This is a genomic window from Spongiivirga citrea (genome assembly GCF_010671565.1).
Taxonomy (GTDB): Bacteria; Bacteroidota; Bacteroidia; order Flavobacteriales; family Flavobacteriaceae; genus Spongiivirga; species Spongiivirga citrea.
In genome coordinates, this window is the sequence record NZ_JAABOQ010000003.1 from 292,604 (window position 1) to 316,348 (window position 23,745).

Annotated in this window: 21 protein-coding genes; 3 read left to right on the forward strand and 18 right to left on the reverse strand. The window is 35.9% G+C overall.

What is annotated here, in order from left to right:
* Positions 1-20 precede the first annotated feature (20 nt).
* The 11 genes from GWK10_RS07980 to GWK10_RS08030 form a co-directional block, all read right to left on the reverse strand.
* Positions 21-3,245, reverse strand: a complete 3,225-nt coding sequence (locus GWK10_RS07980) for a TonB-dependent receptor (protein ID WP_164031339.1) — start codon at positions 3,243-3,245, stop codon at positions 21-23.
* A 151-nt stretch (positions 3,246-3,396) separates the two neighbouring features.
* Entirely contained in the window at positions 3,397-5,049 is a 1,653-nt protein-coding gene (pgi, locus tag GWK10_RS07985) for a glucose-6-phosphate isomerase (protein WP_164031341.1), read from the reverse strand.
* Positions 4,982-6,355 carry a peptidoglycan DD-metalloendopeptidase family protein gene (locus tag GWK10_RS07990; RefSeq protein WP_164031344.1) on the reverse strand — a complete coding sequence of 458 codons (1,374 nt, stop codon included), beginning with the start codon at positions 6,353-6,355 and terminating at the stop codon, positions 4,982-4,984. Before GWK10_RS07990 ends, pgi begins: the two co-directional genes overlap by 68 nt.
* A complete protein-coding gene (locus tag GWK10_RS07995) occupies positions 6,352-7,323 on the reverse strand; it encodes a tryptophan 2,3-dioxygenase family protein (RefSeq protein WP_164031346.1) in 972 nt (323 codons plus the stop codon). Before GWK10_RS07995 ends, GWK10_RS07990 begins: the two co-directional genes overlap by 4 nt.
* 136 nt (positions 7,324-7,459) lie before the next feature.
* A complete protein-coding gene (locus tag GWK10_RS08000) occupies positions 7,460-8,239 on the reverse strand; it encodes a DUF3108 domain-containing protein (RefSeq protein ID WP_164031348.1) in 780 nt (259 codons plus the stop codon).
* 432 nt (positions 8,240-8,671) lie between these two features.
* The gene (gene hppD, locus GWK10_RS08005) at positions 8,672-9,811 is read right to left on the reverse strand and encodes a 4-hydroxyphenylpyruvate dioxygenase (RefSeq protein WP_164031350.1); all 1,140 of its coding nucleotides are present in this window, start codon (positions 9,809-9,811) and stop codon (positions 8,672-8,674) included.
* Positions 9,812-9,955: 144 nt separating this feature from the next.
* Positions 9,956-10,426: a CCC motif membrane protein gene (locus tag GWK10_RS08010; RefSeq protein ID WP_164031351.1), complete on the reverse strand. Its 471-nt coding sequence runs from the start codon at positions 10,424-10,426 to the stop codon at positions 9,956-9,958.
* Positions 10,427-10,474: 48 nt separating this feature from the next.
* Entirely contained in the window at positions 10,475-11,632 is a 1,158-nt protein-coding gene (locus tag GWK10_RS08015; protein WP_164031353.1) for a homogentisate 1,2-dioxygenase, read from the reverse strand.
* 77 nt (positions 11,633-11,709) lie between these two features.
* On the reverse strand, positions 11,710-13,935 hold the full coding sequence (locus tag GWK10_RS08020; RefSeq protein ID WP_164031909.1) for a patatin-like phospholipase family protein: 2,226 nt from the start codon (positions 13,933-13,935) through the stop codon (positions 11,710-11,712).
* Positions 13,928-15,727, reverse strand: a complete 1,800-nt coding sequence (gene uvrC / locus GWK10_RS08025; RefSeq protein WP_164031355.1) for an excinuclease ABC subunit UvrC — start codon at positions 15,725-15,727, stop codon at positions 13,928-13,930. The genes GWK10_RS08020 and uvrC overlap by 8 nt, the downstream gene beginning before the upstream one ends.
* A gap of 68 nt (positions 15,728-15,795) precedes the next feature.
* The gene (locus tag GWK10_RS08030) at positions 15,796-16,350 is read right to left on the reverse strand and encodes a TetR/AcrR family transcriptional regulator (protein WP_164031357.1); all 555 of its coding nucleotides are present in this window, start codon (positions 16,348-16,350) and stop codon (positions 15,796-15,798) included.
* 144 nt (positions 16,351-16,494) lie between these two features.
* On the opposite strand from GWK10_RS08030, the gene GWK10_RS08035 reads away from it, so the two are divergent.
* The 3 genes from GWK10_RS08035 to GWK10_RS08045 are packed head-to-tail and all read left to right on the forward strand — an operon-like array spanning position 16,495 to position 18,933.
* On the forward strand, positions 16,495-17,943 hold the full coding sequence (locus tag GWK10_RS08035; protein WP_164031359.1) for a sensor histidine kinase: 1,449 nt from the start codon (positions 16,495-16,497) through the stop codon (positions 17,941-17,943).
* 5 nt (positions 17,944-17,948) lie between these two features.
* On the forward strand, positions 17,949-18,365 hold the full coding sequence (locus GWK10_RS08040) for a response regulator (RefSeq protein ID WP_164031361.1): 417 nt from the start codon (positions 17,949-17,951) through the stop codon (positions 18,363-18,365).
* Positions 18,358-18,933 (forward strand): 5-formyltetrahydrofolate cyclo-ligase, encoded by a 576-nt coding sequence (locus GWK10_RS08045; protein WP_164031363.1) that lies wholly within the window; start codon positions 18,358-18,360, stop codon positions 18,931-18,933. Before GWK10_RS08040 ends, GWK10_RS08045 begins: the two co-directional genes overlap by 8 nt.
* Here the strand turns inward: GWK10_RS08045 and GWK10_RS08050 are convergent.
* From GWK10_RS08050 to GWK10_RS08080, 7 genes are all read right to left on the reverse strand, one after another.
* Positions 18,909-19,583, reverse strand: coding sequence for a lipoprotein signal peptidase (locus GWK10_RS08050; protein ID WP_164031365.1), 675 nt, complete (start codon positions 19,581-19,583; stop codon positions 18,909-18,911). The two genes, GWK10_RS08045 and GWK10_RS08050, sit on opposite strands and share 25 nt — an antisense overlap.
* A 64-nt stretch (positions 19,584-19,647) precedes the next feature.
* Positions 19,648-20,274: a DUF4097 domain-containing protein gene (locus tag GWK10_RS08055; RefSeq protein ID WP_164031367.1), complete on the reverse strand. Its 627-nt coding sequence runs from the start codon at positions 20,272-20,274 to the stop codon at positions 19,648-19,650.
* A gap of 73 nt (positions 20,275-20,347) precedes the next feature.
* On the reverse strand, positions 20,348-21,067 hold the full coding sequence (locus GWK10_RS08060) for a DUF4097 family beta strand repeat-containing protein (RefSeq protein ID WP_164031370.1): 720 nt from the start codon (positions 21,065-21,067) through the stop codon (positions 20,348-20,350).
* Positions 21,068-21,118: 51 nt separating this feature from the next.
* Positions 21,119-21,874, reverse strand: coding sequence for a DUF4097 family beta strand repeat-containing protein (locus tag GWK10_RS08065; RefSeq protein WP_164031372.1), 756 nt, complete (start codon positions 21,872-21,874; stop codon positions 21,119-21,121).
* 22 nt (positions 21,875-21,896) lie between these two features.
* Positions 21,897-22,682 carry a HEAT repeat domain-containing protein gene (locus GWK10_RS08070; RefSeq protein ID WP_164031911.1) on the reverse strand — a complete coding sequence of 262 codons (786 nt, stop codon included), beginning with the start codon at positions 22,680-22,682 and terminating at the stop codon, positions 21,897-21,899.
* Between the two features lie 5 nt (positions 22,683-22,687).
* A complete protein-coding gene (locus GWK10_RS08075) occupies positions 22,688-23,212 on the reverse strand; it encodes an RNA polymerase sigma factor (RefSeq protein WP_164031374.1) in 525 nt (174 codons plus the stop codon).
* A gap of 147 nt (positions 23,213-23,359) precedes the next feature.
* On the reverse strand, positions 23,360-23,743 hold the full coding sequence (locus tag GWK10_RS08080) for a TraR/DksA family transcriptional regulator (RefSeq protein WP_164031376.1): 384 nt from the start codon (positions 23,741-23,743) through the stop codon (positions 23,360-23,362).
* Between the last annotated feature and the right edge of the window lie 2 nt (positions 23,744-23,745).

Genomic DNA, 23,745 nt, shown 5'->3' on the forward strand with positions numbered 1-23,745 from the left:
TACTATGTTTATGAAGCAGCTTAGTTAAAGATATAACGTAAACCTACTTGCATTTGCCATCTTGAAGACTGAATTCCTAAATCATCTAACTGCTCGATTCTGTCTAACTGACCTGGATCAAAACTAAATTCTGGATCAGGACCATCATTTTCAGTACGTAACAATTGTACATTTTGAGCGATGAACTTCTTCTTACCCCAATCTTCGTTTAAAAGATTTGTAAAGTTGAAGATATCAAGAGATAATTGGAATGTGTGCTTAGTCTCGTTGAAGTTAAGTGAAAAATCTTGTAAGAACTTCAAGTCAACAATATGACTCCAAGGACCTCTATCACCATTACGCTCTGCGTAATCTCCTCTTCTACTATTTAAATACTCATTTCCGGATATGTAATTATCTAGAGCTTCCCACTGCTGAGCAGAAGTCAAGCCATTAGCTCCATCTACTAAAGTAATTTCGCTAGCATCAACAGGAACATAGATTAACGCATTGTCACGAGAATCATCATTTAACAAGTCTCTTCCTTCTCTGTAAGTATATGAGAATGGTAGGCCTTGTGATCCTTCATAGAATAAACCGATAGTAGTCTTTAGATTATCATTCCATTGCTTAGCATAAGAAAGATTCGCTATGAATCTGCTACCCTGTGCGAAATCAGATCTTGTAACAGGAAGATTCGAGTTTTTACCGTTTACAGTTTGAATATTTCTCCACTGAGAACTGTTTTGAGACGAAGTACCATCAAAAATACCCATCGCATCACCATAGGTATATGATACACTCCCAGCGAATCCATTTTCAAATGGTTTTCTTAACGTGAAAGTAGTATTGTAAGAATATCCTGCACTAGTATTAGAAGCAAGCATAATTCTACCATAAGTATCATCTACCTCGTCACGACGGTTGTAGAACGGACGGTTATCCGCACCATTCAAAGTTCCAACAGGGGCTCCAACATTTAAGTTTTCGTAAAAAATAGCATTCACATTGTCATTGAATACACCTTCAACGGAAGCAACTAAGCCCCAGATAGGTAATTTTTGATCAATTGCTAGGTTAACCTTGAATACTTGCGGCAACTTAAAGTTTCTAGCAAATAAATCAACATTACCCCCTGTTCCACCAGAGCCTGGTGTAACATCAACTGGCTGGTTATTTACATCTGGATTGAAAGTTACCTCACCTGGTAGGTCGAAGTTTGTTGTGAATCCACCTGTAACACCATTGTTGTTATATGTACCACCCGGCCATACTAATGGTAGTCTTGAAGTAAAAATACCTAAACCACCACGAATTTGTGTGCTTCGTTTTCCTTTAACATCCCAGTTAAAACCAACACGTGGTGAAATGTGCATGTAGTTAGAAACTCCTTGTCCAACTTTCGCACCTTGAAGATCTTTACCTGCAGCTTCCAATAATGGAATAGTACGATTGTTAAAATCATCATTTACAGGTCCGTCATTCCAGAATGGTGTATCAAAACGAACACCAAATGTCATTTTGAAGTTTTCAGTCATCTGAACTTCGTCCTGAGCATAGAAACCTAGCTGGAATAAATCAAAATCAGCAGAACCTGATGACTCATCACCTATTCCACCTCCACCTACTAGAGAGTATCCTCTTTGGTAAAAGTCAAGATTTTGATTTGCGATAAAGTCTGAAACACTGTTATATGTGTAATCTCCAAAGTTAAATGCGAAGAACAAGTTTTTTACTTTAGAATACTCATTGTGTGTACCTAATGTAATAGTATGTCTTCCTTGGTATATAGAGAAGTTGTTTGTAAACGTAAAAATATCCTGATCTAACAAGTTGGCTGTTGAGAAAGGCTCAGCACCAAACGAGATAGTACCAGATCCGTCACGAATATCAACAGTAGGGAATGGGCTACCTGCAGGGTCTCTATCATCTCGTACTGCTGTATAACCAATTACTAAGTTGTTAGAGAATTTGTTTCCAAATGTACCATTCCATTCGAATGAAGTAGAATTAGTGGTTGTATTGAACAGTTCAGAACCATTAATAAATCCAACTCTAAAATTCGATGAATTTCTAGCTTCAAGGTTATCACCTTTTACTAAACTGTGTTTAAGACTAATCTTATGATTGTCATTAACATTCCAGTCTAACTTAGCTGTTAATTTATCACTTACTAGAGTTCTTGTATTATTTTGGAATCCTCCTGGATCGTAACCATAAGTATTAATCAAAAACTGACGAAGTGATTCAATTCCTGCAGCATCTGTATCTCCAACATAGTTAGAAACATTAAACGGTTGTGGAGTTTCATCATCCTGTCTTTCGTAGTTAATAAAATAAAACAATTTATCCTTAACAATAGGACCTCCAACTCGTACACCATATGTTTGAGCAGTAAATTCATCAAGTTTTTCTGCAGATTCGCCATTACCAACTAAAGAAGGAGGAGTTTTACCTGCTAAACTTTCATTTCTTACAAAATAGTATGCACTACCTTTAACTTCATTGGTACCTGATCTCGTTACGGCACTAATTGCACCACCGGCAAAACCAGAAACACGAACATCAAAAGGAGCAATTGCTACCTGAAAAGATTCGATTGCATCAACCGAAAAAGGATTCACTCCAGTTTGACCACCGTTAGTACCTGAACCTGCAAGACCGAAAACATCATTATTTACAGCACCATCAATATAAATAGCGTTATAACGGTTGTTTTGACCACCAAGTGAAATTGAAAATCCATCATTCCCTTCAGTCACCTGAGCTTGCGGAGTTACACGAACGAAATCTGCAATAGATCTAGAAGCAGAAGGAATCGTTTGAATCTCACGTTGTGAAATGTTAGTTTCTGTACCAGTTTTGTTTTGATTAAAAACGCTCCCAGCAGCTACACCTGTTACAACAACCTCTTCAAGGGCAGTGGCAGATTCTGCCATTTTCTTACTGAAACGTTGTGTTTGTCCTAATTGAAGAAATACGTTGTTTTCAACGGAATCTTCAAAACCTACATAACTAATAGTAATAGTGTATGGTCCACCAGTTCTCATACCAGAGATTCGGTAAAACCCGTCAAAATCTGTAGTCGCTCCATACTTCGTCCCTGATGGGTTGTGTATTGCAACTACATTGGCACCCGGCAAGGGCTCGCCTAAGTTGTCAGTTACCTGACCGTTAATCGCAGAGGTTGTAACCCCTTGCGAGTACGCTACAGTGGTCATTAAAAAAATGGCCGCGATAGCAAATAAACTCTTAATTGTTTTCATTGAGTAAATTAGTTTAATTACGCACGGCAAAATTATGTTTTTTAAGCCTTAGTTTGTTACTTAAACGTTAAATATATTAACAAAAAGAAGTGAAAAACCCGTCTTTCTTAACAATTGAAAGGCGGGTTTTTAACAGTTTTATTAAGAAAAATTATCGGCTATCGGAATTTTCCTTATAATAATTAATCAAATTAATGGTAGAAGCATCATGATTCGCAATATTTTCGGTGCTCAAATCTTTTAAAATTTTATTGGCTAATTGTTTGCCTAACTCTACTCCCCACTGGTCATAACTATAAATATTCCATATTACGCCTTGCACAAATATCTTATGTTCGTACATTGCTATGAGGGCACCTAATGTTTTTGGCGTGAGCTGCTCGATCAAAATAGTATTGGTTGGTTTGTTCCCTTCGAATACTTTAAACGGCGCTAATTTTTCTATTTCTTCAGTTGATAAACCTGATTTCTTTAGTTCGTTATTAACAATTTGGAGTGATTTTCCACTCAATAAAGCCTCGGTTTGAGCAAAAAAGTTCGCCATTAATTTATCATGGTGATCTTTATCCTCGTGCAACGATTTTACGAAGCCAATAAAGTCAGCTGGAATCAATTTTGTTCCTTGGTGAATTAGTTGAAAAAATGCATGTTGTGAGTTCGTTCCTGGCTCTCCCCATATCAAGGTTCCAGTTTGATAGTCGACTCGATTTCCAGCTCTATCAACACTTTTACCGTTACTCTCCATGATACCTTGCTGCAAATAGGCCGCAAAACGATGTAGGTATTGAGTATACGGAATAATCGCTTCACTCTCCGCACCGAAAAAATTATTATACCATATGCTTAGCAATGCAAGGGTAACTGGAATATTCTCATTAAAAGGAGCTTCTTTAAAATGAGAGTCCATCGAACTTGCGCCATATAGCATTTCGTCAAAATTGTTATAACCAACAGCGAGACTAATAGACAACCCGACTGCACTCCATAATGAAAAACGCCCACCAACCCAATCATTCATAGGGAAGATATTTTTAGGTAAAATGCCGAATTCTTGAACCTTTTCCAGGTTTGTTGAAACGGCAACAAAATGTTTACCTATTGCTTCCTCATCTGCTAATTTGATAAACCATTTTCTTATGGTCTGGGCATTACTAAGTGTTTCTTGAGTACTAAAACTTTTTGATACAATAACAAAGAGTGTGGTTGTCGGATCAAGATTCTTAATTACTTCTTGTACGTGATCACCATCAACATTACTTACAAAATGGATATTTAAATCTGTTTTATAAAATTTTAAAGCATCAACAACCATTTGTGGTCCAAGATCAGACCCTCCAATACCTATATTAACGACATCGGTAAAATTTTTGCCTGAAAACCCTCTACGAGTACCATCTAATATCTCTTCTGTAAAGTTTTGGATCTTACTTTTTACCTGATATACCTCAGGCATCACATCATCTCGATTAACTAAAACGGGATTTGAGATATCGTTACGAAGAGCAGTATGCAGTACTGCACGACCTTCGGTCTCGTTTATAATATCGCCTTCAAAGTACTTAGAGATCGCATTTTTTAAATCCACTTCATTGGCAAGTTCTACCAGTGTATCCAGTGTGTCCTTATCGACTATGTTTTTTGAGTAATCAACTAAAAATTCATTCCACCTAATGGTAAAATCAGCTGCTCGACCCTTGTCAGCCTCGAACAAACTAGCGGCATGTATGTCTTTTAGTTTATCGTATTGTTTTTGAAGTTTTTTCCAAGCTTTGGTAGTCGTTGGGTTGATCGATTGTAAGGCCATTTTTAGTATTAGTTAGGTCAGTTATTTGAGTTGTATCTACCGGAATTTCTTTTACAGGAAAAGGAATACTATCCAGCTGTTCTTTTAAAGGGGCTACAAATTTAAAGAATGTTGGCTTAATTTCCTCTTTCATAGGCTCCGCATCTGGTAAATCTTGTTTATAAGGGTCAACTTCACGTCCATTTTTCCAAAAACGATAGCAAACATGTGGTCCTGAGGTATTTCCAGTCATACCGACCCATCCGATGATATCGCCTTGCTTTACAAATTGCCCTTTTTTGACATTGCGCTTTTTCATATGCAAATACTGCGTGCTGTAGGTCCCATTATGTCTAATTTTTACATAATTTCCATTCCCGCGAGTATAAGAAGCTTTTGTTACCGTTCCGTTAGCAGTCGCCATAATTGGGGAACCCAATCTTGCAGCATAATCAGTCCCGCGATGGGGGCGAATGCGATTTCCATAATAGGCAATTCTTCTTCTTAAATTATACTTTGATGACACATAACTGAATTTTACAGGGGCTTTCAAAAATGCTTTTCTTAAAGTTTTTCCTTCAGCATCAAAATAATCAACCCCGCCAACAATACTATCATTAATAAATTCGAATGCGTAAATAGGTGTTCCATTATGCTCAAAGTACGCCGACTTTATTTTATCAATCCCAACATTAAGTGTGTCATTTATAAATTTTTCGTCGTAAACCACTTTAAATTTATCCCCTTTTTGAAGCCGCCAAAAATCAACCGTCCATGCATAGACGGTTGACAATTCATTCACTAGATTATACGGTAATCCCGCCTCAGTAATAGCCTCTGACAAACTACTTTCAATAACTCCTGAAGCAGTTTTTTCTTTTATGGTTACCGGTTTTTGAGATTTATAACCATGAATAGAATCTTTAAAATCGACTACCCAATAATCTATATTGTTGGCCTGATATATAAATGCTTGTGGTGTTTTTAGGGAATCCTTACTGGCAAGAATGGTATATGGCTTTCCAGTTCTTATCTTTCTAAGATCTACACAGTCTTTAACCGATTGTACGATGTTATATACTTTTTGCCTAGATACATTGTTTTTTTCCATTATCCAGCCAAAGCTATCACCATTAGTAACCGTATCATTCAAGACCTCGTATTCATTCAAATTATACCCAAACTCAATAATCTGAATCGGTTCTGCTTTCAATTCTTGAACAACCAAATCCGTTTCTAAACTTGGCACATCCTCATCCTTTTTGTCATTTTTACATGCCACTACAACTAAAATAGCTGCAGCGCCTAAAGCCCATAATTTTTTCAAACTCTTTGTTCCTTTTCTGTATTAAACCTATGGGTAACCCATTCTTTACCCCACTCTTCTCTTTCTTCATGAGACCATAACGAAGGAAAGAAAATTATTTTTTGAAAGCTAGGTGGCAAATATTCTTTCCAGTTTGTTCCTCCCGTCGCTTGTACAGCAGATTTTTCTCTTTTTAAATAGCGGTAAGCCGACCCCATGTGCATTAAAGGCCAATTTACATTTGCATCTATATCGAGTTTTTTTAGGGCATTAATCAAATATTGGTTGGATCGTTCGTTGTCAGGTAGTTGTAAATATTTGTGATAAATAGTATTATTTTTTACCTCACTAGTTATACGCATGAACCTAGGTGTATAACGGTATTCAAACTGTTTTAGTGTAAGCGTTTTTTCACCGGTTTCGGAGTCTGTAGCTCCCTTTTTCCAGTAGATGTTTTCGTAAAGCTCATCCTGAGAAGAAGTTTCATTAAATTGATCTCTAACAGTATGATGCACAAGGTTTTCCATGCCTGTTGCATAAAACTCAATCATACGATACTGAGCACTTTGAAAACCACTTGCGGGTAACAATGACATTCGATAGCGCAAAAATTGCTCGCGATCCATACCATTGATCATTATTTCGAATGATGAAATAAGCGCTTTGTAGTAATTATTGATTCTTGTTATGCGTTGTATAAAAAATTCAGCATTTTGAAGCTTATCATCAATCAGCTGTTTTTCCTCATGAATAATCAGCTTAAAATATAACTCGGTAATTTGATGATACATGATGAAAATTTCTTCATCAGGAAAATAAGTACGAGGAATTTGAAGGCTTAATAGGGTGTCTAAATGAATATAATCCCAATAGGTTAAATAACGTTCGTACAACAAACCATCGAGATAAGCACCCATATCCTGACCAGAGTTTTTAAACTTCTGCTCTAGTTTGTCAATTTTATTCTCAATATCCGGCTTAATCGGCATTAAAGTGATGCTTTAATAGCAAAACTACTAATTATGCAACTAAATTTTGGGGGTGAAGTATGTTTTAATTAACAATGATTTAAAAACAATTTTTTGGATCTAGCGTTTGTATCTCCAAACACTTCATCCTTTACCGTTATTTGACCACAACCTTAAAAGAATGTTTCAACCCCTTAAATCCATCAAGATCGGCTTTTAGGGAACCTACAGCAAGACTTGCCTTGATACGAAGAGGCACCTTATTATCATCATTACTCACCCAAAGGGTAACACTTTCTTTTTCTTTAAAAACACGCCCCGCTTGAACGATAGGCCTAAATTTTAATGCATTTACCTTACCAAACTTGGTTCTTATTGTCTCCTTACCCAAATACTTTAATTTAAAAGGAAAGGTCTCTTCGTCAAAAAACATGTTGAGAGCAAGCTCATCGCCTACTTTTATTTTATCAATGTCATAGTTTGCTCGCAAATAGTAGAATGCCGATATCATGTCTTGTACGCCAGACTTAATATCGAACTTACCTTTAGTATTATGCTTTTTATTATGGACCAACGCTTCTTCGGCTTCATGGTCAAAAAAGATTACTTTGTCTTTTGTGTGACCACCCTCATCTATTTGACGTATAAACTTATATGGAATTAGTGCATCTTTATCAAAGTAGCTTTCATAATTATCTTCTACCTTAAAAAATAATCTAGAAAACCCCGTAGTTCTTCCTTTGCCAATAACGTGGTAAACGGGTTTATCATTGAGTGTTTCTTTTTTGAGCTCCATTGTGGCATAGCCAGCATTTAGCAATCCGTAATGAATACGAAATTTAAACCATTCACCTTCTTTAAAGCAATTTTGCTTTTCTTGGGCGCTACCAAAAAAGGTTACAGAAACGAATAAAAGGGCAAGTAGGTGTTTCATCATTGTGTGTTCGATATAAAAATAACAAATGCATTACTAATTTATTGTTAATAATGTGTTTGCATTGTGTAAAAAACAACTATCGTACCAAAAAACAAGACCACCTACACCATTAGGTTTCAAAATACTTGGTGACAAGGCTCCAGTATCTTATTTTTTTCAACAAAGAAATCCAGTACAGCTTGAAGGACTTTAAAACTAACGGAAATAAAAATCCCCGGCATCGCTACCAGGGATTTTCATTCTATTAACCAACCAAAACTTTAAATTATGAAAAACTTTAAAGTCTAATCAGGGAACCACCCCTGATTGATAGTGCAAATATACGCCGACAAATTTATTATGCAAGCATAGTAAATTGATTTTAACACAACATTAGCCTAGTTGATAATGTTATTTTGATTTCTTTAAGAAATTGATAAAAAAATGATGCTTTTATAGCGTTCCACGCATTTCTTGCTCTCGCTCAATCGCTTCAAACAGCGCTTTAAAGTTACCTTTTCCAAAGGATTGTGCTCCTTTTCGCTGGATAATTTCAAAAAACATAGTCGGTCTATCTAAAACTGGCTTAGTAAACAACTGAAGTAAGTAACCTTCATCATCACGATCAATTAAAATACCTAGCTCTTTTAAAGGTGCAAGATCTTCATCGATCTTACCTACACGATCTAAAACGGTATCATAATAACTTTCTGGAACATATAAAAACTCTACCCCACGCTCTTTTAATGCCGTTACTGTTTCTATAATATTGTCGGTTGCCAGCGCTATATGTTGCACACCAGCACCGTTGTAAAAATCAATATATTCCTCAATTTGTGATCGTTTACGGCCATCAGCAGGTTCGTTAATAGGGAATTTTATACGTCCGTTCCCATTACTCATTACCTTACTCATTAGCGCAGTATATTCCGTTGAAATGTCTTCATCATCAAATGAGATAAGTTGTGCAAAGCCCATTACTTTGGCGTAAAATTCACACCACTTGTTCATCTCATTCCAACCGACATTACCAACCATATGGTCAATAAATTTAAGCCCTACACTTTCGGGTTTGTATTCAGGATTCCAAGCTTGGTAACCTGGCAGGAAAACCCCATTATAATTTTTGCGCTCAACAAAAATATGCACAGTCTCACCATAGGTATGAATTCCTGATAATACAACCTCACCATTGCTATCTTTTACGGTTTTAGGTTCCATATAGGACTCAGCACCACGGCTTGTCGTTTCCTTATAACTTTTAGTAGCATCATCTACCCAAAGTGCTACAACCTTTACACCATCTCCGTGTGCCTCAATATGCCTATTGATATCACCACCTTTTTTAAGTGGAGAAGTTAGTACTAGCCGAATTTTATCTTGCACTAAAACATAAGATACCCGATCATCAAGCCCAGTTTCAAGCCCTGCATAAGCCAACGGTTGAAAACCCCAGGCGGATTGATAATAATGTGCAGCTTGTTTTGCATTACCTACATATAGCTCGACATAATCGGTGCCTAACAATGGCAAAAAGTCATCGGCTTGTGGTACTATTTTTTCTAACTGTAAAGAAGAATTATCTGTTGTCATTTTTAAAAGAATTTGGTGTTACTAAATAAATACATAGATATGCTCGTCGTAAGTCGAAAATACTTACCACATAGCCCGTAAATGTGAAGTGATATCTATTCTATTATTTAACACAGTATTCTTTATAAAGATACTAACTCTTTTTTAGTTTTCAGGAATCTCAGTTTCTTCTAATTCGATCTTATCGATAACCAAAGTATCGCTTTGTTGTTGGATGGAGTCTTGATCTTCTTCATATTCCCAATCATTCTCATCATATTCATAGTTTTCATAATTATCTCGGTTTTTTTGGATTTCATCCCATATTGAAGAATCATTCAATATAGAACCAAACCAAATAAGTCGAACAATTAGATATGCCAACAACAGAAAACTAATAACTAAGCCCACTATATTCAAAACTCTGGCAATATTCACATTACTTTTACTGGCCGGGCTATATGCATCCGGATTTTGATGAAACTCCTTTAAACTTTTATTAGCCATGACAAGACCAATAATACTAAGAGCCATCGGCAAAATAAATAATGGAGAACAGCAACATCCAGTAATAGATACTACAATTGCAATAATCCCTAAGACAAGGGAAGTTGGATCAGCAGGTAATTTTTGCATAGTTAAATTTTGATGCTGCGAATGTATATAATTTTGATTAAACGCCGTTTATTCTACCCAGGACTTATGATAGGTTTCATCAGCAATTTTCATAGCTTCTTCGGTAACTTGCAAAGGCTTAAAAGTATCAACCATTACTGCCAGTTCTTCGGTTGATTTTTTCCCAATACTGCGTTCCGTCGCTCCTGGGTGAGGACCATGGGGAATTCCCGCTGGGTGTAACGAAATGTGTCCGGCTTCAATATCATTTCTACTCATAAAGTCACCATCGACATAATACAATACCTCATCACTATCTATATTACTATGGTTATAAGGTGCAGGAATTGCCTCAGGATGATAATCATACAATCTAGGGCAGAAGGAACAAACTACAAATGCATCGGTCTCAAAAGTTTGGTGCACTGGTGGTGGTTGATGCACTCGACCAGTTATTGGCTCAAAATCATGAATTGAAAATGCGTATGGGTAGTTATAGCCATCATAGCCTACAACGTCAAAAGGATGTGTGGCATACACCATATCAAAAATCTCATCTTGCTTTTTGATCTTCATTAAGAAATCGCCTTTTTCATTATGCGTTTCTAACTCCTCTGGTCTACGCAAATCCCTTTCGCAAAAAGGTGAATGCTCTAGCAACTGACCAAACCAATTCCGGTAACGCTTTGGCGTGTAAATAGGTCTTCGTGACTCTACGATAAACAAGCGATTATCTTCATCATCAAATTCTATTTTGTAAATAATTCCGCGAGGGATAAGCAAGTAATCGCCATATTTGAAATCGAGATTTCCCATGTGCGTCCTTAATTTCCCACTGCCTTTATGGATGAAGATTAATTCATCTGCGTCCGTATTTTTATAAAAATAATCAGTTTGCGACTGTTTTGGTGCTGCCAAAATAATGGTACAATCGCTATTGGTTAGAACAGCTTTTCTACTTTCCAAATAATCATTTTCGGTGGGTACTTGAAATCCACGAAAGCGATATGAAGTCATATTATTAGCCTTCGCTATTTTAGGCGCTACACTATACTGTTTTTTAATTTCTTTTACCTGAGTAGGACGATGTTCGTGGTATAAATTAGATGACATCCCATCAAAACCGATCGTTCCAAAGAGCTGCTCGTAGTATAAACTCCCATCGGTTTTTTTGAAAATGGTATGACGTTTATGAGGGATTTTACCCAGTTTATGATAGAATGGCATAACGAAATCGATTTAGATAACAAATATCGGAAAAGATTATCGAACATTTCAGTCCTAAATGTTACAGAATTCGAGTTTTAAAACCAGAAACCAAGATTAAAAAATACATTATCGTTTTTGCCTTCAGGACTCCAGGCATATTTTATTTCAATAGGACCCAAAAAGGTTTCTAACCCGTATCCTATGGCATAACCGCTAAAGTTTGGCTCTGTAAACCATTCACCATCATTAAAGATGCTAATACCAGCATTGGCATAGTTGGCTTCAAAATTGATATGGTTTTTATCAAAAAACTCATAGTCCAACTTTATGTTACCCTTTATAAAACTATCCCCACCAAAACTTAAAAAATCATAGCCAAAGAATGGCATAAAGTTATTGATCAGATTATTACCATACCCGCCTAAAACAAAGTCAAAGGATTGCACATCACTTATCCCTATTTTGAATCCCATTGATGATCCTAATCCCACAGTAAGTTGATCAGAAACGGGAATTGCTGCTCCAATTTCACCTTTAACAACAGCGAATTCGCTAAAATTATCATTAAAATCGGATGAGAATAGATATAAGTGCCCATCGCCTTCGAAATAAAGGCCGCGATGCGGAAAATACTTACTATCGTAAGTGTCAAAACGCAATTGTGAAAATACACTCCCGTAATCGCTATTATCAAAAACCAAGTTTTCATCAGAGTTATCAGATAAATTAGGAGTGTCGTATTTCAATCGTTTGTGTTCTGCACCGACTGAAAAGGAAAACTCTTCCTTAATAACAGTTTCAATATAAAACTGATTTGTAAAGTCGCTTACATCTAATTCTATTTTATTTAATCCCAACATTAAGCCCATATCATCGGTCAAAACATCGGCCTGTATGTTTTGCTTAAAGCTATTATATCGCGATCTAAGTCCGATACTCCAATACCGACCTTTATCAATATAGTATTCAAAGTTATACCGCAAATTGTCTCCCAAAATAAGATCTAAAGAAGCTACATCATTATCTAAAAACAGTCGTTTTTTAGTGAAATTTACCATTGCAGCGCTTTTGTACAAGTTATCGTAATGAAGCCCAAAACGCAAGAACGAACTACCCTCACTTTTGTTCAAGTACAGGATCAAATTATCTATATCCTTTGTTTGTTGAAAACGATAGCGAATACTTTTAAAGTTGCCTGTTGCAGCCAAATTACTAATACCTTGATCTAGTTTTTCGAAAGAAATAGTGTCAGGAGTATTAATTCGTAATTTGCCCGTGACATAGCCTCTCGGGTATTTTTGATCACCCAGAACAACAACATTTTTTATGAATACTTCTGGAGCCGACGAGGGTAATTTTTCCTTTATATAAGGTTCATCTTGTTTAGCTTGAAGTGCTTTAAGCTTATTTATTTCAGCTAGTGCTTCAATTTTTCCTTTGCGAATAATCTCAGTTCCTTCTTCAAATGAAATAACCGTAAAATCACTAATATCTGGCTTGATATAGACATCCGTTTGCAATGACTTCAATTTCATATCGGTTATGGTTCGGTAATTATTTATCTGCAATAAGATATCTGGCGCGCTTTTTAGCTGTTCTCTATTACGTAAGTCATCTTGTACATCCACACCTATAACGACTGTCGCACCCATTTCCTTCACCAAATTAATGGGATAGTTATTTGTAACACCTCCATCGATAAGCATTTGTCCGTCCAGTTCGAAAGGCTCAAAAAGTGAGGGGAATGCACCGCTTGCGCTTATTGCATCTGCTAGATACCCTTTATCTAGTTTTACTGCTTGACCTGTTTCAACATCGGTTGCAATACAAAAAAATGGGATTGGAAGGTCACGAAAATCGTTGACATCGCTTACATGTTTCGTGAGTTGAGCAATGAGCCCAAACACATTTTGCCCCTTCGATAAGCCAGAAGGAAAGCTCACTTTAAAATTTTCAAACGGAACTGTAACAGCGTAGCGCTCTGTATCTTCTTTCTCGTAAAAGGTCTTGGCCGAACGAGGCAGATTATCTTGTATTACTTTAGCAAAATCTACGGCATTAAATATAGAATCAAGCTGATTACCAGTATAACCCGATGCATAAAGACCTCCTACAATTGCACCCATACTGGTACCACCAATATAGTCGATCTTGATCCCCAGGCTATCAATAACCTTGAGTACCCCGATATGAGCAAGTCCCTTTGCTCCGCCACCACTTAAAACCAACCCGATTTTTTGCTTTAGTGGCTCAGTCTGCTCTTGAGATATACCCAACAAACTGATGCACAGAAACGCTACAAATAAGACCTTTTTAAGCATTGTTATGTTCAAAATAGTTTTTGAGTTTCATAGCTTTCGACCTTCCTACAACTTCCTCTAATTCATTAAATGAAGCGCCGGATACCCGCTTGGCTGATTTAAATTTTTTAAGCAGATTTTCTGCTGTTTGTTTTCCTATTCCGGGGATATTTTCTAACGAATTTGTTATGGCAGCACTACTTCGTTTATTTCGATGAAATGTAATACCAAAACGGTGTGCTTCGTTACGTAAATATTGAATAATCTTTAAGGTTTCCGACTTTTTGTCGAGATACAAAGGGATAGGATCATCAGGATAAAACAACTCTTCTAATCTTTTTGCAATCCCTACAATAGCAATTGTACCTCGTAACCCCAATTTATCTAAACTTTTTAATGCTGACGAAAGCTGTCCTTTTCCTCCATCAATGATGATTAATTGCGGTAAAGGTTGCTCTTCTTCAACCAATCTTTTATAACGGCGATAAACAACTTCTTCCATTGATGCGAAATCGTCAGGACCTTCGACTGTCTTAATGTTAAAATGACGGTAGTCCTTTTTGGAGGGTTTCCCATCTTTAAAAACAACACAAGCTGCAACCGGATGTGTTCCTTGAATGTTTGAGTTATCAAAGCATTCAATATGACGCGGTTCTTGGCTAAGCCTCAAATCCTTTCGCATTTGAGCCATTATGCGATTCGCATGCCTGTCAGGATCTGTTATCTTGACCTGTTTAAAGCGCTCCATTCGGTAGAATTTTGCGTTGCGTTCTGATAGTTCGACAATGCGTCTTTTATCACCCAGTTTAGGAATAGTTACTTTAATTTTCTCACCAAGATCGACCGCGAAAGGAACATACACCTCTAAAGATTGGGAATTAAAGCGTTGGCGAATCTCAACTATCGCTAACTCGAGTAACTCTGTGTCGCTTTCTTCTAATTTCTTTTTAATTTCTAGTGTATGAGATCGAATAATCGAACCATGTGCTATTTGCAGGAAATTAACGTATCCATAACTATCATCAGATACGATCGAGAATACGTCCACATTGGTAATCTTAGGATTCACGATGGTAGATTTTGCCTGATAGCCTTCAATAATTTCGATCTTGTCTTTTACTTTTTGCGCTTCTTCAAATCTCATTTCTGCGGCAAGTGTTTTCATTTGCCTTTTAAAATCTCCTAAAGATTCTTTAAAATTCCCTTTAATTATTTGCCTTATGGCAGCAATCCCTTCGTTGTACGATTCCTCATTCTGTTTTTGCTCGCATGGGCCCAGACAATTTCCCAAATGGTACTCTAAACACAATTTGTATTTTCCTGCTTCTATTTTCTCTTTTGATAAATCGTAATTACAAGTGCGTAAAGGATACAAGCCTTTAAAAAGATCAAGCAATGCCCGGACCGTTTTTACGCTGGTATATGGTCCGAAATATTCTGATCCGTCTTTGACTAATTTACGAGTGAGAAATACTCTTGGAAAACGTTCATTTTTTATACAAATCCAAGGGTAGGATTTATCATCTTTTAAAAGCACATTGTAGCGTGGCTGGTACTTTTTTATCAGATTGTTTTCTAATAACAAAGCGTCAGTTTCAGTTGGGACTACGATATGCTGTATCTCGACTATTTTTTTGACTAAAATTCTGGTCTTGCCGTACTCGTGATTTTTCTGAAAGTAAGATGAAACGCGCTTTTTTAAATTCTTTGCTTTACCAACATAGATAACAACCCCATTTTTATCATAAAATTGATATACCCCAGGACTATTGGGCAATGTATCTAACTGAAGTTGAAGCGAGGGTGCGTCCATCAGGATAAAATTATGATTTGATGCCAGAGTGTGCTACTATTCAATTAGTTTTAATAAAAGTTTAATGTTTAGATCATTGTCTTTACCAAATCTTTAGCTTCCATGATTGGCCATGATGCATCATGCAAATAACTCTCGGTCGTTGCGCCCTCAAATAAGATGTACACTTTATTTGCTATTGAATGCGCATCGTCCCGATATAGATTTTCTTTGACTAGGTTTTTAATATATGAGCGAAATCGCTCCTTAAAATCAGCTATTTCTTTGCGTAACTTTTCATTGTCCTTAGATATTTCCGCTAAAGCATTTGTGCTCCATGATCCACGAAAATCGGTATCTCGATATACCTCTAACAAATAATCAAACAAACAAATAATTTGATCACGCCCTTGCACACGCATTTCAACAAAATTCTGTAGATCGATAAAAAAATTATTCTCTTTGCGCTTTAAGTATGCAAGCAGCAAGTCATCTTTTGTCCTAAAATGTGCATATAAACTTGCCTTGGCAACATTGGCATTCTCAATAACTTCGTTTATACCCGTTGTATTATACCCCTTTTGATAAAATAACAAGGAGGCAGCACTAATAAGCCGCTCTCTTGCTGGCATTGCTTTTCCCATACTCAAATTTACAAAAAACCAAAAGGAGGTAGACCGTTGTGTCTATGTTTAATCCACTATTTATTAACCATTTATAAATTGTAGGGTTTTAACTCCAATTTTATATATTTGTTTGAAGTTAAATATTTGTTACCCCCAAACAATATGACCCTAAAATCTACTTTGCAGCCTTCGCTAAGGCTTTTACGTAATCGACCTATTTGGGAAGAAAAAGTCACCTCTGTCAACACGACTTGGAAATCGCTTTTCTGCTTTCTAAATATTAGTTGCGAAGGAATCGATGATCTGCCAACATACTTTTTTGAAAATGTAATCCATCTGGATGATCGTGATCATTTTTCTGACCTCATTAACGCTTTCTTTCAACAACAAGAACGCTTTACCTACAAGGTGCGCATAAAACGCAAAAACAATTCTTATGCCTTGTTTGAATGTAAAGGCAAAGCTGAGTTGGTAGAATCGGCTTACGAGTTGACCTTGCGTATGAAACGCACATCAACTTCTAAGTCTAACGTTCATGATCCTGACAAATCTGATTTCTTTTACAAAGAAACCGCGAATATGACGCAAACCGGAGGATGGATGGTTGATGCTGAAACGCTTGAGGTATTTTGGGATGAACAAACAAAAAAAATATACGACGTAACTTTCAATTACCGGCCTCAATTTGACGAAGTGATTCGTTTTTATACAGCCGAACATCAAGAGCTGTTACAAAGTGCTTTTCAAAAATGTATTCAGGAAGGCATCCATTATGATATGGAACTTCAACTGCAGCGAGAAGACGGCGAAACTACTTGGATTCGAACCAAAGGCAAACCAGTTTATGATGATGATCACAATATAATTAAGGCCAGAGGTATCATTCAAAACATAGATCGCCAAAAAAGAAAAGAAATTAAGCTAAAAGAGTCGTTTGATATTATTTTAAAACAAAACGAGCGCCTTTTTAATTTTGCTCATATTGTATCACATAATCTGCGTTCACACTCCGGGAATTTCGAATTAATTCTTGGACTTTTAAATGACCCGGATATTAATAAAACAGATAAGCAAGAATACACTGAGAACCTTCAATTGGTCTCAAATAGTCTTAACGAAACGATTGCTCATTTAAATGAAGTCGTCAACATGCACGACGATCATGATGAGAAAGTTGCTATTAATATAAATGACTGTTTTTCAACAATACAAAACGCAATTCATCAAATTATTATCGCCAATAACGCCAAAATAATTACTAACTTTGAGGTAACACATATAGACCATATCCCAGCCTATCTAGACAGTATTTTACTTAATTTGCTAACCAATGCAATCAAGTATAAACATCCTTCTAGAGAGCCAGAAATTACGGTTAGCACTTTTAAAGAAAATAACAGAACAGTGTTAACTATAAGTGACAATGGTTTAGGAATTGATCTTGTAAAAAATGAACATAAGCTTTTTGGAATGTATAAGACATTTCACGGTAATGAAGACGCCCGAGGTATCGGGTTATTTATGACCAAAAGCCAGGTAGAAGCCCTTAATGGAAGTATTGAAGTTACAAGTGAACCCAATTTAGGCTCTACATTTAAAATTATCTTTTAACCCATATGTCTCAGACAAAGCCCGGCCTGACTTGTATTATTGATGATGACAACCTTTACTTGAAAATAGTAAGCCGTATTATTGAAAGTAAAGACCTTTGTAAAGAAATTGTCATTTTTAAAAATGGTAAAGAAGCGATCGACCATTTTAGTAGCATCGTTCAACAGCCTGAAGCAAAACGAGTGCCCGATGTTATATTTCTTGATCTAAACATGCCAGTTATGGACGGATGGGAGTTTTTAGAAGAATTTCTAAAAATTAATGCAGATGTCCGCAAGCGAATTACACTTTATGTGGTAAGCTCGTCTATCGACCCGAGGGACATTAACCGTGCAAAATCATTTGATACAGTCGAAGACTATTTGGTAAAACCATTATCCATTGATGCATTAAAAAAGGTTTTTTCTTTTGAAGATGAATAAGAAAGCACTTCGTGATCATTATAAAAAACTACGATCAATACTTAATGATATCGAAATAGATGAACGCAGTATAGCAATTGCAAATAGACTATTACAACTCTCCATTTGGGATTTTAGCTACTACCATCTTTTTCTTCCTATTGAAAAACAACGTGAAGTAGATACTGAGTTTGTCCTAAATATTTTATCGGGAAAAGATAAAAATGTGATCATTTCTAAAAGTGATTTCAAAGACCACAGCATGCAACATTTTTTGCTGACCGACAATACAAAAATCAAACCAAACAGCTATGGAATTCCGGAACCTGTCGATGGAATTGAAGTACCAATTTCTAAAATTGATGTTGTATTTGTACCACTTCTAGCATTCGACAAAAAAGGAAATAGAGTTGGATACGGAAAGGGATTCTATGATCGGTTTTTAAATCAATGCAGTGAGAAGACCCTTAAAATAGGTTTGTCTTTTTTTGATGCAGAAGAAGAAACAATTGATGTTTCAGAATTCGATAAGCCACTAGATTATTGCATTACGCCTAATAAGGCTTATTCATTTACTACTTCTGATTGAACAGGTTTTGCAAAAGCCCTTTTATTAAATACTAGAAGAATTCCTACCGCAGTACTAATAGCCATATCTGCAATATTAAAAACAGGATCGAAAAAGGTAAACCGCTTACCGCCCCAAACAGGAAACCAATCGGGCAAGGTGGTATCAATCATTGGGAATTGAAGCATATCAACTACACACCCTTGCATAAAACCAGCATATCCCTCGAAATTAGCTTGAGAAACTCCGCCATAGTCAACCCATCGATCTAGCTCGGCATTATAAATAGTACCTGAGTCAAAAATATAGTTATAGAAAAGAGAATCGATAATATTACCGAAAGCGCCTGCAAAAATCAATGCGATTGAAATAATTAAAATCTTCGGTGCATTCTTTTTAATTGAACTATGCAGCCAATAAAAGATTCCTGCTATAGCAAATAACCTAAAAGTTGTTAAAATAATCTTTGATTGCGGCTCGGTTACAAACGAGATAAAATCACTTAATTTTTTACCCCAAGCCATCCCAGGATTTTCTACAAATACGATACGAAACCAACCCGCAACCTCAACTCCATCACCTAAAACGTAATGTGTTTTGATATAAAATTTTGAAAGTTGATCGACCAACAAGATCAAAAAAATGAGTAAACCAGCTTTTTTAAGATTCATGGTATATGTGCAGGGTTAAGCGCGCCAAAAATAAGAATATTATATCGAACCTATTTTTAAATATTTAATAATTAGGCGTAGTCACTACAATTGGTCCGTTTACCGTTTTTAACGAAATAATATTAGGTCCTGGAGTAAGATTCTGCTTAATTATCTTACCACTTGTTGACTTGATTACTACCTGCGCAAAATTTGTCTCCAAAGCAATTTTACCATTGTAGGTATTTATGGTTGCATCCCCATAAAAATCGCGACCAACAAAATTTCCTCCTCGTAAATCAACAATTAAATTATCGAACTTTCCTTTTACCTGAGCATTTGCAATATCGCTGGTTATTTGTACTTGTTTTTTTTCAGGAATAGTGACAATCATCTTTGCAGAAATTACTTTGTGCGCGCTCAACTTATCGTTAAAATTTTTAAATCCAGCATGGTAATCAACACTAATGGTAATCACGTCTCCATGTTGGTTAGCCGAAACAACCAGTTGGTCGCTATGTTCGCCTTCTGTTTGCACTTCAAGTTCAATTTGATCCACAGCACCGGTTGCCAACTGTAAATCGAAGACCTTATCGATGTCAAAATCAACTTTATTCACCCCAAACGTACTAATGGTTTTAACTACTGTATTCTGGGAAAACCCTATTTGAACTCCCAAAAGACAACATAATAAAATGACTAGATATCGCATAGTGTAAAGATACAGAAAATGCTCCCTGAGGAGCATTTTACAAAATATATATTTCTTAAAATGATAGCGTTGTCTATATTTTTCTTAAAAAAATACTTCCGCTAACCGTAGTAAGTTTCAATTCATTATCTGCGTTGCCAACTGTTCCTTTTACTTTACTTCCGCCCCATCTATTGCCGCTATCACTTTTATTAAAACTAAGTTTATCATCAGCATAAATAGTTCCAGTTACAGTTTGAGCGTAGACACTCGATTTTTTAACCTTCACATCAATATCACCACTAATGGTTTTTAAGGCAAAATCTCCACTATAGTTTTTAATGTTGATGTCACCACTAATAATATCGATATTCAAATTTCCTTGATAAGCTTCTGAGCTTACGTTACTAGAAATACTCTTTACTCTAAGTCTAGCTGTTTTCGGAACGTAAAGTGTAATGATCACATCCATATCCAGAGAACAGCAATTACAATCCCCGTCTTTATCCTTATTTCTTCTCCAAGTATTTTGCTTTTTAAATAAGTCTCCATAATCAGAATCAATTCTTAATGCTGGACGATCATTATCAACTTTAATTGTGAAATAGTCATCATATTCACCATCATTTATAGATACCTCTGCTTTTACATATACTTCGTTCTTATCCCATGTTTTGATATTGATGTCTTCGGCGAATTTGAATTCTACCTCAACAGCATCACTTGATGGTTTAATGTTCTTTTCAATTACTTTTTGTGCGCTAATTGTTGTCATTGCTAGACAGCATATCAGCATTAAAACTGTTCGTTTCATGATTAATTTTTTTCGATTGATATTGATTTATAAAATGGTTTTTAAAAGAGATTATTTCTTGCGTAAATAAATATCTCCTGTTGATGATCGTAATGTAATTGACACACCTCCGCTGTTTATTTCTGAAGTTAAATGTCTTTTTCCCGAAATAATTTTCATGTCCTTTTTCTCATTAGGAAACTTTAGATCAAAATCAGTATAGATCTCTCCCATAGTTGATCTTAGGTCAAGATTTGCAGGTGTGCTCTTAGGTAGTTTAATATCAACATCGCCAGTCGATGAATACAAAGAAATAGGCGAACTTTGACTTACATCACTAAAATCGACTGTAATATCTCCAGTAGCTGCTTTAGCAATTACCGGCCCAGTAACATTGGTAATTTTAATATCTCCTGTACTCGTCTTTACTTCAATTTCTGAAGTGAAACCATCGACACTCAAATCCCCCAACTGATTACTGTCTGCATATATGGCAACCGATTTTGAAACATACACTACCATTTTAGGACCATGCATACTTTTAAGATTTGTTACTTCTAGTACATCCCCATTTTTTTCTACATAAATACCTAAACCGGTATTATCAGTTCCACTGGCATACACTGCTGTTAAGCCTTTTGCCTTTTCAGGACGTTTGTGATCATCTCCTTTAATAATAATCTCATTTTTGTCATGAGACTTAATAGTAATGTCATTATTAGAAACAAGTTTTATTTTGCTAATACCTTGTAATGACTGTGTATAATCCTGAGCGTTTATGGTAAATGCTGCAATTATAAATAAGACTAATAATGTTCGTTTTTTCATCTGTTTGTTTTTTAATTTGATTTTAAATGATTGATGGTAACCCTATTTTTACTTGATCTTTTACATAGGTAGGGGTATCCTCTTTTTGTAAAAGACGCTCCATGGATTCTTTTGCTCCTTTTTCTTGAATGCTGACTAAAATTTCTATTAAGCTTACTTGTAAACCAGGATCTTTTTCTTGTCCCAGCGCAACTATAAGCTCATCGCGTACCATTTTGGTATTAGTGAATTTTGATAAGGCCTCGATTGCAGCTAGCCTTACATTTGCGTTTTCATCTAAATGCATGCGCTTTATTAATGCATCTAATACGTCGCTATTTGGTGTTTGTACTTGATTTACATAGTGCACTCCTTGTACCCTTTTACTGGCCGACTGGTTTTCGACTAATGCCAATAACATAGACTGTTTTATGTTATCCGTTTGTTTTACCAAGGCATCTATCTTTTCTTGGTTTTTATTTTGTTGTTGATATTTGCCAAACATAAAAGCCGAAAAAATAAACGCAATTACTGCGGCCGACTGCCAAACTCTATTCCAATTAAAATTATTTGGTTTTGAAAGGGACACTATTTTATCCTGATCTGCCTTCTCATTTTCCAGCATTTCGTAAAACCCGTCTCTTAATTTAGAGGATGGTATTTGTTGGGGTACATTTTTAAGTTCTGCCAACAATTCTTTTGTTTGCACTAGTTCTATATTACACTCATCACACACAGATAAGTGATTAGCCACTAATGCTCTTCTTTCTTTATCAAGATTACCTTCTAAATAATCTATCAATACATTATGTACATGATCGTTCTTCATCTTTATTAATCTTGAAAATAAAATGTCTTTAATTTTTTAATTGCTCTATGCACTTTAACTTTAACAGCACCAGCAGTGCTACCCATCATTTCTGCAAGTTGATCGTATTTAATTTCTTGCAATCTATTTAGAACTATAAGTTCTTTATCTTGATCATCTAGCTTATTCAACATTAAACTTAAATGTGATAAGTCATCATGCTTACCGTTATTTACTTCACTAAGTTTATAGGCTACATCGTCTAAGCGATCAATCTTTTCTTTCTTTTTTCGATGATGATTATTCAAACTATTTCTAGCTATTGTAAACATCCAAGAGGCAAATTTCCCTCCATGGTAAGTCGACTTATATTTTATCGCCTTGTAAAACACCTCTTGAGTAATATCCTCACTCAAATCACGATCGCCATTTGTCATTTGACACAAAAAATTAAATATGCGTAGATGATATCTTTCAAAAAGAAAGCTCATACTATCTAAATTTCCTTTAGACACTGCGGTCATTAATTCTTCGTCAGTTAATTGGCTCAAATCGCTAGTTTGGTTCGGTTACATTACTATATAGTCCTGTTTTTTGAAAAGGTTACAGGAAGAGGTAAAAAAATTCAAATTATTTAAAAACAAAAATCCCTTCCAGGATACTGAAAGGGATTTTTGCTGCTGTCAATAATGGTTAAATTACTTCTGCATGTTTTTTGCTTCAATACTTAGCGTAGCATGCGGTACCAGCTTTAAACGCTCTGGGTTAATTAGCTTTCCTGTTACACGACATACGCCATATGTTTTATTTTCAATACGAATCATCGCATTTTTAAGGTCACGTAAAAACTTTTCTTGTCTGATGGCCAATTGAGTGTTCGCTTCTTTGGACATCGTTGCTGAACCTTCTTCAAACGCCTTAAATGTAGGTGAGGTATCATCTGTACCATTATTACCATCATTTTTATATGCACTTTGTATCAATCCTAGGTCATGCTCAACCTTTTCAATTTTTTCTTCTAACAATACTCTAAACTCATCAAGCTCTTTATCTGAGTATCTTACTTTATCTTCTGTTGCCATAA

Coding starts and splice junctions, on each gene's coding strand:
- pgi (WP_164031341.1), bottom strand. CDS start 5,049: ATGGCCTTACAATCGATCAACCCAACGACTACCAAAGCTTGGAAAAAA.
- GWK10_RS08050 (WP_164031365.1), bottom strand. CDS start 19,583: ATGAATCTTAAAAAAGCTGGTTTACTCATTTTTTTGATCTTGTTGGTC.
- GWK10_RS08070 (WP_164031911.1), bottom strand. CDS start 22,682: ATGAAGAACGATCATGTACATAATGTATTGATAGATTATTTAGAAGGT.
- GWK10_RS07995 (WP_164031346.1), bottom strand. CDS start 7,323: ATGCCGATTAAGCCGGATATTGAGAATAAAATTGACAAACTAGAGCAG.
- GWK10_RS08060 (WP_164031370.1), bottom strand. CDS start 21,067: ATGAAACGAACAGTTTTAATGCTGATATGCTGTCTAGCAATGACAACA.
- GWK10_RS08000 (WP_164031348.1), bottom strand. CDS start 8,239: ATGATGAAACACCTACTTGCCCTTTTATTCGTTTCTGTAACCTTTTTT.
- hppD (WP_164031350.1), bottom strand. CDS start 9,811: ATGACAACAGATAATTCTTCTTTACAGTTAGAAAAAATAGTACCACAA.
- GWK10_RS08010 (WP_164031351.1), bottom strand. CDS start 10,426: ATGCAAAAATTACCTGCTGATCCAACTTCCCTTGTCTTAGGGATTATT.
- GWK10_RS08065 (WP_164031372.1), bottom strand. CDS start 21,874: ATGAAAAAACGAACATTATTAGTCTTATTTATAATTGCAGCATTTACC.
- GWK10_RS08045 (WP_164031363.1), top strand. CDS start 18,358: ATGAATAAGAAAGCACTTCGTGATCATTATAAAAAACTACGATCAATA.
- GWK10_RS08020 (WP_164031909.1), bottom strand. CDS start 13,935: ATGCTTAAAAAGGTCTTATTTGTAGCGTTTCTGTGCATCAGTTTGTTG.
- GWK10_RS08030 (WP_164031357.1), bottom strand. CDS start 16,350: ATGGGAAAAGCAATGCCAGCAAGAGAGCGGCTTATTAGTGCTGCCTCC.
- GWK10_RS08080 (WP_164031376.1), bottom strand. CDS start 23,743: ATGGCAACAGAAGATAAAGTAAGATACTCAGATAAAGAGCTTGATGAG.
- GWK10_RS08035 (WP_164031359.1), top strand. CDS start 16,495: ATGACCCTAAAATCTACTTTGCAGCCTTCGCTAAGGCTTTTACGTAAT.
- GWK10_RS07980 (WP_164031339.1), bottom strand. CDS start 3,245: ATGAAAACAATTAAGAGTTTATTTGCTATCGCGGCCATTTTTTTAATG.
- GWK10_RS08015 (WP_164031353.1), bottom strand. CDS start 11,632: ATGCCATTCTATCATAAACTGGGTAAAATCCCTCATAAACGTCATACC.
- GWK10_RS08055 (WP_164031367.1), bottom strand. CDS start 20,274: ATGCGATATCTAGTCATTTTATTATGTTGTCTTTTGGGAGTTCAAATA.
- uvrC (WP_164031355.1), bottom strand. CDS start 15,727: ATGGACGCACCCTCGCTTCAACTTCAGTTAGATACATTGCCCAATAGT.
- GWK10_RS08040 (WP_164031361.1), top strand. CDS start 17,949: ATGTCTCAGACAAAGCCCGGCCTGACTTGTATTATTGATGATGACAAC.